At 46.7% G+C, this 16,565-nt stretch carries 13 protein-coding genes and 1 tRNA gene; 8 read left to right on the top strand and 6 right to left on the bottom strand.

Annotation, left to right across the window (positions count from 1 at the left end):
- Window positions 1-76 precede the first annotated feature (76 nt).
- Window positions 77-751 (top strand): B3/B4 domain-containing protein, encoded by a 675-nt coding sequence (locus GWP40_RS02635; protein WP_212565936.1) that lies wholly within the window; start codon window positions 77-79, stop codon window positions 749-751.
- 10 nt (window positions 752-761) lie between these two features.
- Here the strand turns inward: GWP40_RS02635 and lepA are convergent, their stop codons facing one another.
- The 4 genes from lepA to argS form a co-directional block, all read right to left on the bottom strand.
- The gene (gene lepA, locus GWP40_RS02640; protein ID WP_212565937.1) at window positions 762-2,567 is read right to left on the bottom strand and encodes a translation elongation factor 4; all 1,806 of its coding nucleotides are present in this window, start codon (window positions 2,565-2,567) and stop codon (window positions 762-764) included.
- Between the two features lie 64 nt (window positions 2,568-2,631).
- The gene (locus GWP40_RS02645; RefSeq protein WP_212565938.1) at window positions 2,632-3,624 is read right to left on the bottom strand and encodes a hypothetical protein; all 993 of its coding nucleotides are present in this window, start codon (window positions 3,622-3,624) and stop codon (window positions 2,632-2,634) included.
- Window positions 3,621-4,547, bottom strand: a complete 927-nt coding sequence (locus GWP40_RS02650) for a DUF58 domain-containing protein (RefSeq protein ID WP_212565939.1) — start codon at window positions 4,545-4,547, stop codon at window positions 3,621-3,623. Before GWP40_RS02650 ends, GWP40_RS02645 begins: the two co-directional genes overlap by 4 nt.
- Before the next feature lie 85 nt (window positions 4,548-4,632).
- Window positions 4,633-6,396, bottom strand: a complete 1,764-nt coding sequence (argS, locus tag GWP40_RS02655) for an arginine--tRNA ligase (RefSeq protein ID WP_212565940.1) — start codon at window positions 6,394-6,396, stop codon at window positions 4,633-4,635.
- Between the two features lie 320 nt (window positions 6,397-6,716).
- Between argS and arcA the strand changes: the two genes are divergently transcribed.
- The 4 genes from arcA to GWP40_RS02675 all read left to right on the top strand — a co-directional run bounded on the left by arcA (window position 6,717) and on the right by GWP40_RS02675 (window position 11,646).
- Window positions 6,717-7,943: an arginine deiminase gene (gene arcA, locus GWP40_RS02660; RefSeq protein WP_212565941.1), complete on the top strand. Its 1,227-nt coding sequence runs from the start codon at window positions 6,717-6,719 to the stop codon at window positions 7,941-7,943.
- A gap of 166 nt (window positions 7,944-8,109) precedes the next feature.
- Window positions 8,110-9,102 carry an ornithine carbamoyltransferase gene (gene argF / locus GWP40_RS02665; RefSeq protein ID WP_212565942.1) on the top strand — a complete coding sequence of 331 codons (993 nt, stop codon included), beginning with the start codon at window positions 8,110-8,112 and terminating at the stop codon, window positions 9,100-9,102.
- A gap of 19 nt (window positions 9,103-9,121) precedes the next feature.
- Complete coding sequence (gene arcC, locus GWP40_RS02670; RefSeq protein ID WP_212565943.1) at window positions 9,122-10,066, top strand: carbamate kinase; 945 nt, start codon at window positions 9,122-9,124, stop codon at window positions 10,064-10,066.
- 158 nt (window positions 10,067-10,224) lie between these two features.
- Window positions 10,225-11,646, top strand: coding sequence for a YfcC family protein (locus GWP40_RS02675; RefSeq protein WP_212565944.1), 1,422 nt, complete (start codon window positions 10,225-10,227; stop codon window positions 11,644-11,646).
- 133 nt (window positions 11,647-11,779) lie between these two features.
- Here the strand turns inward: GWP40_RS02675 and GWP40_RS02680 are convergent, their stop codons facing one another.
- On the bottom strand, window positions 11,780-12,259 hold the full coding sequence (locus tag GWP40_RS02680; RefSeq protein WP_212565945.1) for a hypothetical protein: 480 nt from the start codon (window positions 12,257-12,259) through the stop codon (window positions 11,780-11,782).
- Between the two features lie 512 nt (window positions 12,260-12,771).
- The gene (gene secA / locus GWP40_RS02685; RefSeq protein WP_230974552.1) at window positions 12,772-15,519 is read right to left on the bottom strand and encodes a preprotein translocase subunit SecA; all 2,748 of its coding nucleotides are present in this window, start codon (window positions 15,517-15,519) and stop codon (window positions 12,772-12,774) included.
- A gap of 178 nt (window positions 15,520-15,697) precedes the next feature.
- Here secA and GWP40_RS02690 point away from each other — a divergent pair.
- From GWP40_RS02690 to rplM, 3 genes are all read left to right on the top strand, one after another.
- Window positions 15,698-15,771: transfer RNA gene (locus GWP40_RS02690), tRNA-Arg, on the top strand.
- 20 nt (window positions 15,772-15,791) lie between these two features.
- Entirely contained in the window at window positions 15,792-16,040 is a 249-nt protein-coding gene (locus GWP40_RS02695; protein ID WP_212565946.1) for a hypothetical protein, read from the top strand.
- Window positions 16,041-16,128: 88 nt separating this feature from the next.
- A complete protein-coding gene (rplM, locus tag GWP40_RS02700) occupies window positions 16,129-16,557 on the top strand; it encodes a 50S ribosomal protein L13 (protein WP_212565947.1) in 429 nt (142 codons plus the stop codon).
- Window positions 16,558-16,565 lie beyond the last annotated feature (8 nt).

Raw genomic sequence — 16,565 nt, forward strand, 5'->3', positions numbered from 1 at the left:
GAATTATATACAATAAACCTGTTCGAAAACGCAGTTATCGAATAGGTCTAATATAAGAATTCGGAGGCATGCTGCTATGAAATGTATTATCGATAAAAGTATCGTTGAACTCGGGATTACAAGTGTTGTGATTGGCGTTGCAAAAAATATCGATCCGCACGCGAAATTATCCGATTCATTCTTAAAAAAGCAAAAAAAGATGGAAGATTGGGCATTACAGTGCGATGTTGATGAGGTTTTGCATAATCCGATTACTCAAGGCTATGCCGATTTGCTGCAAAGCGTCGGGCGCAGTATCAAAAAGTATCCGCCGACTGTTCCCGCATTTATTCGGAACATTCAGCGCCGCGGTTCTATGCCGCACATCAATAGTGTTATCGATATCTACAACGTCGAATCATTACATTCGCTTTTAGCGATTGGCGGGCACGATCTTGATAAGATAGACGGGCAGATAGAATTTACCGTCAATAAGGAAGCGGGGGTTTTTCTTCCGATTTCATCGACTGAGAAGCATGTTGCCGAAACCGATTACGTATACCGCGACTCTAAAGGTATTATTGCATGGCTTGGTGTCCGCGACGGGGAAGATTATAAATTTGACGACGGAACAAAAAACGCAATCTTTATTATCACAGGGAATGCCGATACTTCCGTAGAAATGCGTGTGGAAGCGCTTAAGCGGATTCAAAGCGATTTGGCGGAGTGTATGCCTCAGCTGGAATTTGAGATACAGGTTATCGAAGGATAGGCTCAAACCGCTATTCGCTCTTGGTTTTGAGTACCGAAAGGAAGGCAGACTGCGGCAGCTCCACATCGCCGACCATCTTCATGCGCTTCTTTCCCTCTTTCTGCTTTTCAAGGAGCTTGCGTTTGCGGGTAATGTCGCCGCCGTAGCACTTTGCCAGCACGTCCTTGCGCACCGGATTAACCGTTTCCCGTGCGATAACTTGGCTGCCGATTGCGCCTTGAATAGCGATTTTGAACTGCTGGCGCGTAATTTCTTCCTTTAGCTGCTCGCACACGTGGCGCGCCTTGTTGTAGGCGTTGGGTTTATACGAAAGCTGCGCAAGTGCGTCCACCGGTTTGCCGTTCAGCAGAATATCAATTTTAACCAGCTCCGTCGGGCGCATTTCGATTACTTCATATTCAAACGACGCGTAGCCGCGGCTGATGCTTTTAAGCCGGTCGTAAAATTCAAACAGTACTTCCGCAAGCGGCATTTCATACGTAACCTCTACCCGTTTTTGGTCAAGGTAGTTCATATTGGTCTGCACGCCGCGTTTTTCGATGCAGAGGGAGATGATATTACCGAGGTATTCCGTCGGGGTGATGATATTCGCTTTGATATACGGCTCATCCGCAGAAGCGATCTTACCTTCGTCGGGGTATTCGGCGGGGTTGTCGCAGATCATCGTTTCTCCGTTCCGCAGATGGATGCGATACTGCACGGACGGCGCGGTAAAGATAACCGCTTGGTCGAATTCCCGTTCAAGTCGCTCTTGCACAATCTCCAGATGGAGCAGCCCCAAAAAGCCGCAGCGGAACCCGTGCCCAAGCGCAACGGAAGAGTCTTTTTCGTAGGTGAGGCTTGCGTCATTGAGCTTGAGCTTGTCAAAGGCATCGCGCAGCTGTTCGTAGTCGTTGGTGTCGACGGGATACACGGAAGAAAACACTACGGGCTTAACCGCTTTAAACCCTGCACGGGGTTCCGCACAGGGGCGTGCCGCATCGGTGATCGTGTCGCCGACTTGCACATCGGAGACTGTTTTAATCCCCGCGATAATGTAGCCGACTTCTCCGGCACGGAGAGAATCCCGCTGCACAAGGTCAAGGATAAAAACACCGGTTTCTTCTACACGGTATTCCGCATTGCTGTGCATAAAGCGGATGGTCATTCCGGGCGTTACCGTCCCTTCAAACACCCGCAGGTGGATAATAACGCCGCGGTATGCGTCGTAGTGGCAGTCGAAGATGAGCGCCTGCAAGGGCGCTTCTGCAGAACCGGTCGGCGGCGGAAAGTGTTTTACAATAGCTTCAAAAAGCGCATCGATATTTTTGCCGGTCTTTGCCGAAACCGCAACGGCGATATCGGAATCAAGCCCTAAATCGTGATCAATCTGAGCAGACACTGCCGGAATATCCGCCGCCGGTAAATCGATCTTGTTGATGACCGGCAGAATTTCGAGGTTATGCTCAAGCGCAAGGTACATATTGGAAAGTGTTTGAGACTCCACACCCTGCGTCGCATCTACAATCAAAATTGCCCCCTCGCAGGATGCAATAGCGCGGGAGACCTCATACGTAAAGTCAACGTGTCCGGGAGTGTCGACAAAGTTTAAAAGATAATCCTGCCCGTCGGCGGCACGGTACGGGATGGTAACCGCTTGGCTTTTGATAGTGATGCCGCGCTCCCGTTCAATGTCCATGTTATCGGTCATCTGCGCCCGATAATAGCGTTCGTCGATAACCTTTGCTTTTTCTATAAGACGGTCGGCAAGCGTAGACTTTCCGTGATCGATATGAGCAACAATACAAAAATTGCGGATATGGTCGATTGAATACATAGGTTCTCTATAGTATTGGAAATACGGGCGGCTGTCCAGAGCGCGCATTTATAGCTATGAATTCTTAATTATGAATTATTTCGATGAGTAGGGCGCATTCAGCTTCCGCTTTTTCGGCAATGCGCGGGACTTGTTTAAGCATATCCTGAGAAACGGCAGTATAGTTGCGGATTAGATCAGTGGGGGTACTTGCAAAGCGCTGTTGTTCCAGCATAGCATAAAAGATGTAAAATAGATCGGCAATATTTCGTTTTGGAGCAAATAGTTCCGTAAGGGTTTTCGTTAACTCCGTGTATGTCGCGCTTAAAAAATATGCTTCATCCTTTGTTGGGGCTTCACAGGTATTGTCCATATACAAAGCCCATATATAGTTGCGAAGGCAGCGATCAATGCCCGCATACCAGCTTTCTATGGCGCTTTTCGTATTTTGAGAAACTTCGCCGGCAATCGAGTTCATATCCGCAGAAACCGGATTTGTATCGAAAGCTGCACCGAGCGGAGGCATGTGTTTTTGAATTTTCCGTGCTGCTTTATATAATCGCTTTAGCTGCTTACGCAGTACCGCCAGCCGTTTTCTTGCCGTGCCAAGTGTTTTTTTTCGTAGTTTACGAAGCAGCAGCCATACTCCGGTACCTACCGCCGCAAGCAGCCCGACACTTATAATCGCCGCGCCGTATAATAAAAAATCGGTTCCCGGCGGTAATAGCGGCGGCTTCGGCGGCTGAAGGCTTACCCGTTCGCCGGTTCCTAAGAGTGAAGAAACGGAGATTGCCGGAAGTTTACGGTGTAATTGTAAGAAAGTAAGAGCGGGGAACTCAATTTCGCCTGTTTCCCATGGGACGAATGTAATGGCGAGGTAGTACCCTGTTTCCCGTTTCACAATCATGATTTCGTTGATTGTCATTACGTCGCTTTGCGTCATGCCTTTAAGCGGAATAGGTACGGCAGCAGTAAAGCCGCTCGCGGTTAAAGATTTGTATTCTTTTTCGGACAACGGGAAAAGAAACTGCGCCGTATCGCCGACAAAGATACGCTGAGGAATGAGTACCCCGTTCATAATGCCGTATCCGCTTGCGGCCGGTATCGGCTAAAGGGGTGAGCACCGTATTTGCCGGTCAAAAAAAATTGATTTAAGAGCTTTACCGTATTGCCGTCGTATGGTAGCACGAGCGGATATGCTCCGCAGCGTATACAGGTGTTTTCCCATTGTTGGGTGTCTTCGGTTATACGGCGGATACGATCCTGCCGGAACTGATGCGAATTGGTCGGTAATAGCCGCTCCAACCCCGTTTCGGGGTCGGCAAAGCGTAATATCCCTGCGGCGGGCAGCGCTTCATCATAAGGGGCTGTGATACGGATTGCTGCAACGTCATGACGGCGCGCCAATAGACCCAACTCTTTTTCAAAATTTTCTACTTTAAAATCGGAGAGAATAATAACGAGCGCCCGCTGCCGTAGCAGCTTTGCCGCCGCTTCAAGCGCAGGCGCTAGGGCGGTTCCTTTGCTTTTAGCGCCCGAAACGGCAATCCGTTCCAGAGCGCTCAGTATATGCAAGCTTGGCTCTCTTCCGCGCCGGAGCTGGAATATTCGCGCAACCTTTCCGTCAAAAGCGAGGAGTCCCGTATAGCTATGTAAGTGTTCCGCTGCAAAGGTGATCAGCGCTGCTGCTTCCAATAGTTTTTCTTGCGGTGAATCAATAGTACAGCCTGCTTCCATCGAAGCGGAAACATCGGCAATCAAAAAAAGCCGCAAGTCCCGTTCTTCACGGTAGAGCTTCACAAAGGTTTTGCCGCTCCGTGCCATCAAGTTCCAGTCGATACTGCGGATATCATCCCCCGCTTCATATTCACGCAGTGCATCAAACTCAATGCCTCTGCCGCGAAAATGACTGCGGAAGCTTCCGGCTTGCATTCCCTGCGCGATGGAGAGCGCTGCCAGCTGTAACTGTTTTGACCGTTCCGCTAAATAACCGGTTTTCATCTGCCTCGTATCCGGAATCGGCAGCTGCTTCGTGAGCATCTGCGCAGCTGTCCGCTCCCCGTACAATTGTTAAAAGGCTGCTCGCTTACATAACCTCAAGGAAGGGAACAATCACAAGTCCTGTTGCATTTTTCAGTACGATATATACGGCTTTTGCAAGCGCAAGCCGGGTTGCAGCAACATCGGGATCTTCCGCACTGAGGATGGGGCAGTCATGATAGAAGCGGCTAAACAGCTTGCAGAGGTCGTAAAGATAGCTTGTTATCAGCATCGGTGCATACTGGGCGGCGGCCTTGTCTACTTGAGCGGGAAATTCTTCCAGTTTTTTCAGTAATTCCCATTCTATATCGGAGCTAAGCAGTTCCGGCTTGCAAACGCCTGCCTTCGCTTTTTTGCCTTCTTCAGTATCAGCCTTGCGTAAAATAGAAGAAATACGGGCGCCCATGTATTGGATATAGGGACCGGTGTTGCCGTTGAACGAAAGAGATTCGGAAGCATTGAACAGCATATCTTTTATCGTGTCTACTTGAAGCAAGAAGTAGTGCAATGCACCGAGTGCGACTTTTTCCGCGACTTCTTCAGGATTTCCTACCGCGTCTTCGCGTCCCTTGGAGGCGATCTCCTTTAACGCGCTATTTTTAAGTTCGGTAATAAGATCGTCCGCATCGACAACGGTACCTTCGCGGCTCTTCATTTTACCTTCAGGCAAGTTCACCATACCATAAGCGAGGTGATACAAACCGGCATACCAATCATAGCCAAGCAGCTTCATAATATAGAAGAGTACTTTAAAATGGTAAATTTGTTCATTACCTACGACGTAGATGAGCTTGTCAAACGGCCATTCACCGTGGCGGGTTATTGCAAGTCCGATATCTTGCGTAATGTACACCGACGTTCCGTCTCCGCGCAGTAACAGTTTCTTTTCAAACCCGAGTGCTTTAAGGTCAACCCAAATGGATCCGTCCTCGTCTTTGTAGAAGATACCTTTTTTTAAGCCTTCCATAATTTCAGCGCGACCTTTGCGGAATACATCGCTTTCAAAGAAAAGCTTATCGAACGAGACACCCGTGCGTTTATATGTTTGTTCAATACCCTGCAGCGCCCAGCCGTTCATCGTCTTCCACAGCTTCATTGTTTCAGGATCGCCCGCTTCCCATTTTCGCAGCATCTCCTGCGCTTCATCTTCGGCTTCGGGATGATCTTTGCTGTATTTGTGAAACTGAACATACATATCGCCGACAAACTTATCGGGTTTTATGCCTTCCTTTACAGGATCGATACCGTTTCCGAAAAGTTTATACGCGAGCATCGATTTACAGATGTGTACGCCGCGGTCGTTGATGATGTTGGTTTTGTATACATCCGCTCCGCTGAACTGGAGAATGCGGGAGAGGCTTTCGCCGATAGCGTCATTACGCAGGTGTCCGAGGTGTAGCGGTTTATTGGTGTTAGGGCTTGAAAACTCAACCATGATTTTTTTACCGGCAAGGGTCGTTGTCTTTCCGTAGTTTTCATTCTCGCTAATAATGGTGTTGAGAATCTGAGCAGCCGTTTCACCCTTGGGCAAAAAGACGTTAATATACGGCCCCACCGCTTTCACTTCTCCCTTTCCTTTGAGGGCAGCATCGGCTTGCAGCTTGGGTAACAGTTCCGTTGCTATTTTAGCAGGAGCGGAACGCAATGTTTTTGCAAAACTAAAAAGCGGAAAACCTAAATCGCCCAGATTCGGATCGGGTGGCGTTTCCATTGCAATTCGCTCCGCCGTAACGGCTTCGGCGCCTTCAGGCAGCATCGATGTAAGTGCGCGTGCAATACTTTCTTTCCATAATAACCGTATATCGTTCATAATTACCTCACTTATAGGAACCGCTAAAAGATTTCGTTTTTAGAGATGCCTTTGTGTTTCTGATTTAGGAAAAACCTCCGGAATTATCGATTGTAAGAGGCTCATATCAGTATAGAAAATTCCGTGGCTTAGTGCAAGAGTATTTATAATTATGAATTTGCTCTAATTTTATTGTAAATTTTGCTTGCATTTAAGAAAAACTGTGTTATAATTATTTCTATCTTTTGCAGGGAGACACGGCTGATAGTGTTTTTTTACGCGAAGCAGCCTTTGGGCGGTATAGTTACCGCATCCTGCACTATAAGTTATAGGAGGCTTATATGTCCGTATTAAGTGTTACCAGTGAAATTAAAACACTGCGTAAAGTATTGCTTCATAGGCCTGGTGCCGAACTACTTCATTTAACTCCCGACACCTTAGGCGAACTGCTGTTTGACGACATTCCGTTCTTAAAAGTCGCTCAGGCAGAACACGACGCCTTTGCCAAGATTTTGAGAGATAACGGAGCCGAAGTTCTGTACCTCGAAGACCTTGCCGCAGAAGCAATTAAAAAACCGGAAATTAGAACAAAGTTTATTGAGCAGTTTATTAACGAAAGCGATGTTTATTCCGAAAAACACAAGGAAAGCATTCGCGAACTGCTGAACAACATCAAAGATAACAAACAACTGATTTTAAAAACGATGGAAGGTATTGATATTAAAGAACTTAATATCAAAGGTAATGCCTCGTTGGTAGACTTCGTTGCCGATTCCGATTCGTCAATGGTTGTCAATCCTATGCCTAACCTGTATTTTACCCGCGATCCTTTTGCTACAATCGGAAACGGTGTAAGCTTGAATAGAATGTTCTCCGTTACTCGTAACCGTGAAACAATCTATGCCGAATATATCTTTAATCATCATCCCGATTATGCCGGTAAAGTACCCAAGTTCTACGATCGCTATGATCCGCCCCACATTGAAGGCGGCGATATCCTCAATATAAATGAAAAAGTTTTAGCCATCGGTATTTCCCAGCGTACAACTGCAAATGCCATCGATATTATCGCAAAAAAGATTTTCTTTAACAGCGATTCAAAGATTGAAACGATCCTCGCGTTTGATATTCCGGTAAGCCGCGCATTTATGCACTTGGATACGGTCTTTACACAGATCGATCACGACAAGTTCACAATCCATCCCGGTATTCTCGGCCCGCTCCGCGTATTCACCATTACCAAAGGCGCTACGAAAGGCGAGTTGAAGATCGTAGAAAATGATACGACGCTCGAGAAAACGCTTGCTCAGTACACCGGTACCGGCCATGCAGAACTGATTCAGTGTGCAGGCGGCGACAAGATTGCTGCAGCGCGTGAGCAGTGGAACGACGGTTCAAACACACTGTGTATCGCTCCCGGAACAATCGTTGTATACGAAAGAAATGATGTTACCAACGAGATTCTCGCAAAGCGCGGACTGAAAGTTTTGACTATGCCGAGCGCCGAGCTTTCACGCGGACGCGGCGGTCCCCGCTGTATGAGTATGCCGCTCGTACGCGACAACTAAATCATACATTTTGTGCGAAATTTTATTCAAAATTTTGCACTCGTTTTCCAGAAATGGGAAGCGTCTTCGTACGAATAAGTATTGGAGGCGTTTCCCTTATTCTTTACTGCCTGCAAGGGAGCAGGCATCAATTTAGCGCTATGTATAACAATAGCAAGGAGTTTTTATGGGTGTGAATCTTTTAGGACGCAGCTTCTTAAAGTTATTGGATTTCAGCTCAGCAGAGATCAGGTATTTGTTGGATCTTTCAAAAGAATTAAAAAAGTTGAAGATGACACATACCCCGCACGATCACTTAAAAGGAAAAAACATCGTATTGCTGTTTGAAAAAACCTCAACACGCACACGCTGTTCTTTTGAAGTCGCCGCAATGGATTTAGGTATGGGTTCAACCTTCCTTGATCCGGCAAGCTCCCAAATGGGACATAAAGAAAGCATCGAAGATACCGCACGGGTTTTAGGCCGTATGTACGACGGTATCGAATATCGCGGATTCAGCCAAGAGATTGTTGAAAAACTGGCAAAATATGCAGGCGTACCGGTTTGGAACGGATTAACCAACGAATTCCATCCCACTCAGATGCTCGCAGACGTACTCACCGTTGAAGAGCACTTCGGTCATTTGAAAGGTATCAAGCTGACGTTTGTCGGCGATGCTCGCAATAACGTTGCCAATTCATTGATGATTGTCTGCGCAAAGATGGGTATGCACTTTACCGCATGCGGCCCCAAGGATCTGTTCCCCGCAGCCGACTTAGTAAAGACTGCTGAAGCGATTGCAAAAGAGACCGGCGCAACCATCACCCTTACCGATGATGTAGAAAAAGGCTGTAAAGATGCAGACGTATTGTACACCGATATATGGGTATCGATGGGTGAACCCGACAGCGTATGGGAATCCCGCATTAAGTTGTTGAGTAAATATCAGGTGAACAAGAAGATGATGGCTCTGGCTAACCACAATGCTATCTTCCTGCACTGCTTGCCCTCGTTCCACGATTTGAACACAAAAGTCGGACGCGAAGTAAATGAAAAATTCGGTATTCCTGAAATGGAAGTAAGCAACGAAGTCTTTGAATCGGTACAGTCAAAAGTGTTCGATCAGGCTGAAAACCGCATGCATACCATTAAAGCGGTTATGTATGCAACCTTAAAATAAAGCGAGCGTTACTACGAGTATGAAAAAAGAAAGAATTGTTGTAGCGCTTGGCGGAAATGCACTGGGAAACAATCCGCAGGAGCAGCTTGCGTTAGTAAAAGAAACGGCAAAATCGATTGTCGCATTGGCGGAAAGCGGCTATGAGATCGTTATCGGGCACGGTAACGGACCACAGGTCGGTATGATCAATTTGGCGATGGACTATGCAGCAAACGGAAGTGCGGGAACTCCAGCAATGCCGTTCGCCGAATGCGGAGCCATGAGCCAAGGATACATCGGCTATCATTTGCAGCAGGCAATCGGCGACGAACTGAAACGTCGGAATGTTAAGCGCGATGTTGTATGCCTTATCACGCAGGTTTTAGTATCGGAAAACGATCCTGCGTTCACAAACCCCAGTAAGCCCATCGGTATGTTCTATACAAAAGAACAGGCTGATAAAATTAAGGCTGAAAAACCGGATCAAACATTTGTTGAGGATGCAGGCAGAGGCTACCGCCGCGTAGTTCCGTCGCCGCAGCCGGTCGCGATTATCGAGCGTCCCGTTATCGAAGAGTTGGTTGCCGCAGGGCATATCGTTATTACCGTCGGAGGCGGCGGTATTCCGGTTCTGCAAAAAGCAGACGGTTTACACGGCGTTGATGCGGTTATCGACAAAGATAAATCCTGTGCAAAGCTTGCAGCGGATGTGAAAGCCGATAAGCTCGTCATTTTAACGGCGGTAGAGCAGGTTTGTATCAACTTTAACAAACCCAATCAGCAGGCTTTAAGCAAACTGAACATTGCCGAAGCGGAAAAATACATTGCCGAAGGGCATTTTGCAAAGGGCAGCATGCTCCCAAAGGTAGAAGCATGTTTACAGTTTGTCCGCAATCACAAAGAAGGACAAGCGGTTATTACCTCGCTGGCAAATGCGGGCAATGCGCTGAAAGGCGGTAACAGTACGGTTATTACCGCTAACTAATTTACGGTACTGCGGATAAATATACGTTATTTACCGCAGTGCTTCCGGTTATTTCCGGTATTCCGGTTGAAAAGACGTTGTCTTTCTAACCGGAGCTTGCATCGTATAAGGATTGTATATCATGCAAACCGGTTTTTAAATAAATTGGAGGAAAAAAAATGGGAAAAGATAAAAAAAAGAGGTCTTCTCTCTCTGCATTCTCTATTTTGTACATCATTCTGCTCGTCTTGGCAGTAATCACATGGATTATTCCCGATGTACAAAGTGCGACGCTCGGAACAATTGTTATGGCGTCATACAACGGATTTGCCAATGCGCTTGACGTTTGTTTCTTCGTATTGGTACTCGGCGGTTTCTTGGGCATTGTAACGAAAACCGGCGCTCTTAATGCAGGGATTACTCACCTTGTAAAAAAATTAAAGGGCAATGAACTTATCCTTATTCCGATTCTGATGACGTTGTTCTCAATCGGCGGTACTACTTACGGTATGGCTGAAGAGACTGTTGCATTCTATGGATTGCTTGCTGCAACGATGGTTGCCGCCGGTTTTGATTCGGTGGTCGGTGCTGCTACGGTATTGCTCGGTGCGGGTGTCGGCGTTCTCGGTTCAACGGTAAACCCCTTTGCAACCGGTATCGCTATTGACAGTGTTAACAAGAGCTTTGAAGAACTTGGTATTCAGAGCAGCGTAAATAACGGTATTGTTATTGCATTGGGTATTGTTCTTTGGCTTTCTTCTCTTATCATCGCATGTGCATTTGTCATGTCTTATGCAAAGAAAGTAAAGAAAGATAAGGGTTCTACGATCCTGTCTTTACAAGAACAAGAAATCATGAATGAGGAATTTTCAAAAAAAGATACGGATGTCGAAGTTGCATATACCGGAAAAATGAAGCTTTCAATGGCTATCTTCGCGTTCGGCTTCTTCGTGATGATTATTTCCGTTATTCCGTGGGATAAGTTCAATGTTACCGCATTCCAAGGTTGGTCTTCTTTCCTGACAGGCGCTGCAATCGGTGAATGGTGGTTCGGCGAATTGGGTATGTGGTTCTTTATCATCGGTTTGATTATTGCATTTATCAATAGATTTACCGAAAATGAAATTGTTTCCGCATTTATGGAAGGCGCAAAGGATATTATGGGCGTTGTTCTCGTTATCGCTGTTGCACGTGGCGCTTCCGTATTGATGGGTGAAACCGGTTTGGATAAGTATGTTCTTGAGCATGCTTCACAAGCGTTGGAAGGTTTGCCGGCATTTGCATTTGCACCGCTTTCATACATCCTGTATGCTTTGCTGTCATTTGTTATCCCATCAACCTCCGGTTTGGCAACCGTATCAATGCCGATTATGGGACCGCTTGCGCAGAACTTAGGCTACAACCCCGCTGTTATGGTTATGATTTTCTCTGCAGCATCCGGTATCCTGAACCTCTTTACCCCCACAAGCGGTGTTGTTATGGGTGGTCTTGCAAGTGCTCGTATCCAATACAGCACATGGCTCAAGTTTGTCGGTAAGATACTTGCTGTACTGTTTATCGTCAACCTTGTCGTTCTGACTGTAGGAATGATGGTTCTTTAAAAATAATCTTTAGGCGTAAAAGCCTGATGTATCGGACATCTAAAAATTTCGGTTTTTACGGTGTCTATCATATTTAACGAAAACAGCCTATTAACCCGTTTGGATTAATAGGCTGTTTTTTTATACATGCTGTTTATTGATAAATCTCTATCGTAACCTTATCTTTTAAAAGATGCATAATCGGTATCTCGATTAGATATTCATCGTATAAATCAAGATAACTTACTTCTGTAGTTTTTTTTGACCTTTTAAGAATAACTTTACTGATAGAAGGCATGCAGGATTTACTGACCAGTAGCCGATATTTGCTGGCTGCTAAAAACAATTGAAACATTTCGTTATCGGTTTGTGAGGAATCATCACCTTGCAGCGAACCGACGTAAATTGACATTTTCTTTTTTGCATATTTCGGTATAAAGTCAATATCCTCTGCATTAATGGCTTTAAGTATGTCCTTATTTTTATAGTTGAGATTTATATCGATAAGGTATCCGACATTGACCTGATCATTTATCTTTGTTATTTTTGCACCGAATTGCTCATATTCTTTCATATCCGATGTGCTGAATTCGGAAAAAAGCTCATCATAATTAACAGGAGCATTATTCTGCATAGCTGCCGCCATCTCCAATATCGCTTTTGCGACAGTAATGCTGATGGTGTTTTGATCCGTTCCGTCACTTTTACGAGTGACATGTTGGACGATGTCGATACAGCCTGTTAAACTTAGACAGCATAATCCGATACAAATACCAAGTCCTATTTTTTTTCATACAAAACTCCTTTCTATGATTCTATAAGGTGCTAGATGACATGTCAATGCCGTGCCGTAACAGTCCTGAGGGATGTTGTAAAGGGCAAGCGTTCCAATCTTGTGTTATACTCGCCTCACAAAAATATTTTTAGCAAAACGCGCTCTTCCCTACTTGAAGCTCGTGGAAACTGCAAAAGAAAGTATTAAGCATTAGAATTGATGCCTGTGTGGCAATATCCGCGATGGAATATTCCGTATTGTGTAATTCCAGTACAAAAGCGCATCAATGCAACAGTTTCCAAAGTTCACACGTTGTTCAACTGTTGCATTTTAAGGATCTTTTTTGATAGCCCCGTTCGGGTTAAGCTGCCTTACCTGCCGCAGCAGTGCTTGTATTTTTTACCGGAGCCGCAGGGGCAGGGATCGTTTCTGCCGACTTTAGGCGCGGTGCGTACTACTTGGACGTTTTCCGGCTTGCTGCTGGAACCCATCGGGGAGCTGCTCTGGTGGAAAGAAGCCATGGAGCTGTGGTGCGCGGAGCCTTGCGGAATACGGCGCCCCTGAGTGCGCGAAGCGGGTTCTTCGGTGCTAATCCGTACCAATACCAGTAAGGAGGCAATGGAGAAGCGGATTTCGTCGAGCATCGCGTAGAAGATGTCGAAACCTTCAAGCTTGTATTCCGTAAGCGGGTTTTTTTGACCGTAAGAACGAAGATAGACGGCTTCGCGTAAGGCTTCCAGATTTTCCAAGTGATCGAGCCATTTACGGTCTATCGCCTGTAAATACTGATAACGAATGAACATATTGAGGTTTTCGTTACCGGCAAGCGCGATTTTTTCTTCGATATTTGCTTTGAGCGCGGCGTAGATTTTCTGTTGCAGTGCGGCGGTATCGCCAGCTTGAGCCAGCTTCGTATCCTCATCACTGAAGATGTAGCCGAATTTTGCCTTGAGATTTGCTTGCAGTTCCTTGAGTTCTTCCGGTTTTTCCTTGCGGGAACCGTGCTTGAACTGCTCGAATGCATCATCGAGGTACTCTTCTATCGTGGTGTAAATGCGCTCAACGAGGCGCTCATCCTGCAAAATTTTATCACGCTGTTCATAGATAAAGCCGCGCTGCTCGTTCAGCACGTCGTCGTATTCAAGGAGATGCTTACGGATATCGAAGTTGCGCTCTTCAACCTTGGTTTGCGCCTTTTCAATACTCTTGTTGAGCCACGGGTGTTCAATCGGCTCGCCGGGTTCCATACCGACCTTTGCCATCACCCGCTTGAGGTTTTCGCCGCCGAACAGACGCATCAGGTCGTCATCGAGGGAAAGGAAGAATTTTGAACGCCCCGGATCGCCCTGCCGTCCGGAACGGCCGCGCAGCTGATTGTCGATACGGCGGCTTTCGTGCCGTTCGGTACCGATAACATACAACCCGCCGAGCGATTTAACTTCCTTGTAGTCTTCCTGCCACTTCTTGTATTCTTCGTCGTATATTTTTTGATACACTTCCGGCTCGGCTTCGGTTCCTGCCCGTCTGCGTGCCCTAAATTCGGGACTGCCGCCGAGCTTGATGTCGGTACCGCGTCCCGCCATGTTTGTTGCAATCGTAACCGAGCCTTTTGCGCCCGCTTCCGCGATGATGAGCGCTTCCCGTGCGTGGTTCTTGGCGTTCAATACCTCGTGCCGGACACCTTTTCGGGTGAGTAGTGCCGAAAGCTTTTCCGATTTTTCGATAGACACCGTACCGACCAGTACCGGCTGTCCGCGTTTATGCGCTTCGGCAATTTCGTTACAGAGCGCTTCCCATTTTTCCGCTTCGTTTAGGTAGACCACGTCGTGCTCGTCCTTGCGGATAACCGGCAAGTTGGTCGGGATAACCACAACATCAAGCGAGTAAATCTTGTTGAATTCAACCGCTTCGGTGTCCGCCGTACCGGTCATACCGGATAGCTTGTCGTACATACGGAAGAAGTTCTGAAAGGTGATGGTTGCCATCGTGCGGTTGCGTTGGGCAATGCGGATATGCTCCTTTGCTTCGATAGCCTGATGCAAGCCGTCCGAATAGCGGCGTCCTTCAAGAATACGCCCTGTGAACTCATCAACAATCTGCACCTGCCCTTCTTTTACAACATAATCGACATCGATGTGATAGAGGATGTGGGCGCGTACCGCCTGCGTAAAGTAGTGGATATATTCAAAGTTTTCTTCTTCAAAGAGACTGCCGTTAATCAGCCCCTGTTTTTGCAGAATATCCTGAATGTGCAACATACCGGAGTCGGTAAAGGACACACGGCGGCTCTTTTCGTCGAGCGTGTAGTCGCCGATAATCTCTTCCCCTTCCAGCTCGTTGGGATATTCGCCGGTTTCGGGATTTTTCTTGACCTCTTCAAGCTGATCGACGAACTTATCGACATCAAAATATCGCTTGGTGTCATCCTCGGCAGCGCCGGAAATAATGAGCGGGGTACGCGCTTCGTCGATAAGGATGGAGTCTATTTCGTCCACAACCGCGAAAGAAAAGCCGCGCTGCACTTTTTCTTCTATTGTAAGTTGCATATTGTCGCGCAGATAGTCAAAACCGAATTCGTTATTGGTACCGTAGGTAATGTCCGCATTGTAGGCAGCCTTCCGCGCGGCGTTATCCATGTTGGAAAGGATTGCGCCGACACTGACTCCGAGATATGCGTAGACGGGACGCATCCAATCGGCGTCGCGTTCTGCAAGGTAGTCGTTGACGGTTACAATGTGTACACCCTTCCCGGAAAGGCTGTTGAGATATGAAGCGGCGATACTCATCAAGGTTTTACCTTCACCGGTCTTCATTTCGACGATGCGTCCCGAATGGAGAACCAGCGAACCTAAGAGCTGTACATCGTACATACGCTCGTGCAAAATACGCCGCGCAGCTTCCCGTGCAAGCGCAAAGGCTTCGGGAATAAACGCATCGAGGGATTCGCCTTTTGCAAACCGCTCCTTAAACTCGGCAGTCTTTTGCTTAAAATCTTCGGGAGCAAGAGCGAGCGCCCATGCTTCTTTTTCATTTATCTGATGAAGAACGGGAAGGAGCGCTTTAATGTCCCGTTCGTGCTGTGAACCGAAAACGGCTTTAATTATTTTATCTGCAATCATTGTATCAATGTACCGCGATTTGAGCTAAATGTCAATTTTCGGAGAAAAAACCTATAAAACATCAAAAAAAGTAACAATGCGAGGGCTTGTAAAAAGCCGCTTTTTTTTTTATACTCACTCAGATACAGGCTGTTTAAGAAGCATAGTTGATATGCCGATATAGGCAGCATGATTTTTTGATCCGTTAGCTCAGGTGGATAGAGCGGTTGCCTCCTAAGCAGCAGGTCGCACGTTCGAATCGTGTACGGGTCATTCTTTAATAGGAGGTTGGTATGATTGCGCTTATTATTGGGGCAGCAATGATTCTCTTTACAGTCTTTGCAGCGCTTCCGCCGGAGACTGCCGGTTTCGGACTCGGCTGGGGAAAAGATATCCTGCTCTTTTTGCGCGGCGGCTTACCGATTTTTACGGCCTTTGTCGGCTTAATTGCTGTGTTCATCGGTATTGCGGACATTAAAGACAAACAGGATGCGAAAAAAGAAGAAGCGGCGATGAAAGCAGGAGAAAATAAAAACGAATAAAGTTCTGCGGGTTGACTGCATAGCTGATTTTTTGATATAGTACTCTACCCACATTATCTGCAATAAAAATATATAAGGTACACAAAAGATGAAAACAATTTTTTATAAAGAGCGCGAAATACCGCGAAGCTGGTATGTTATCGACGCTGCAGGAAAGCCGCTTGGACGGGTCGCTGCAAAAGTTGCTGCAATGGCGCGAGGAAAGCACAAGGCTCTCTATGCGCCCCATCAGGAATCAGGCGATTATATTATCGTTATCAATGCCGATAAAGTTGCCGTTACAGGGAATAAAGATAAGGATAAGATGTATTATCATCACACCGGTTTCCCCGGAGGGCTTAAATCCGTCAATTTTAACACCCTTATCGGGAAAAAGCCGACCGAACCGTTGTATATCGCGGTAAAAGGTATGCTGCCCAAAGGCCCGCTCGGACGTAAACTGCTTAAAAACGTAAAAATTTATGCAGGTAGCGAACATCCGCATGCGGCACAAAATCCTGTTGCGGTAGCGTTATAATTTAGGAG

Origin of the sequence: Treponema vincentii (assembly GCF_018336815.1) — a bacterium.
Lineage (GTDB): Bacteria > Spirochaetota > Spirochaetia > Treponematales > Treponemataceae > Treponema.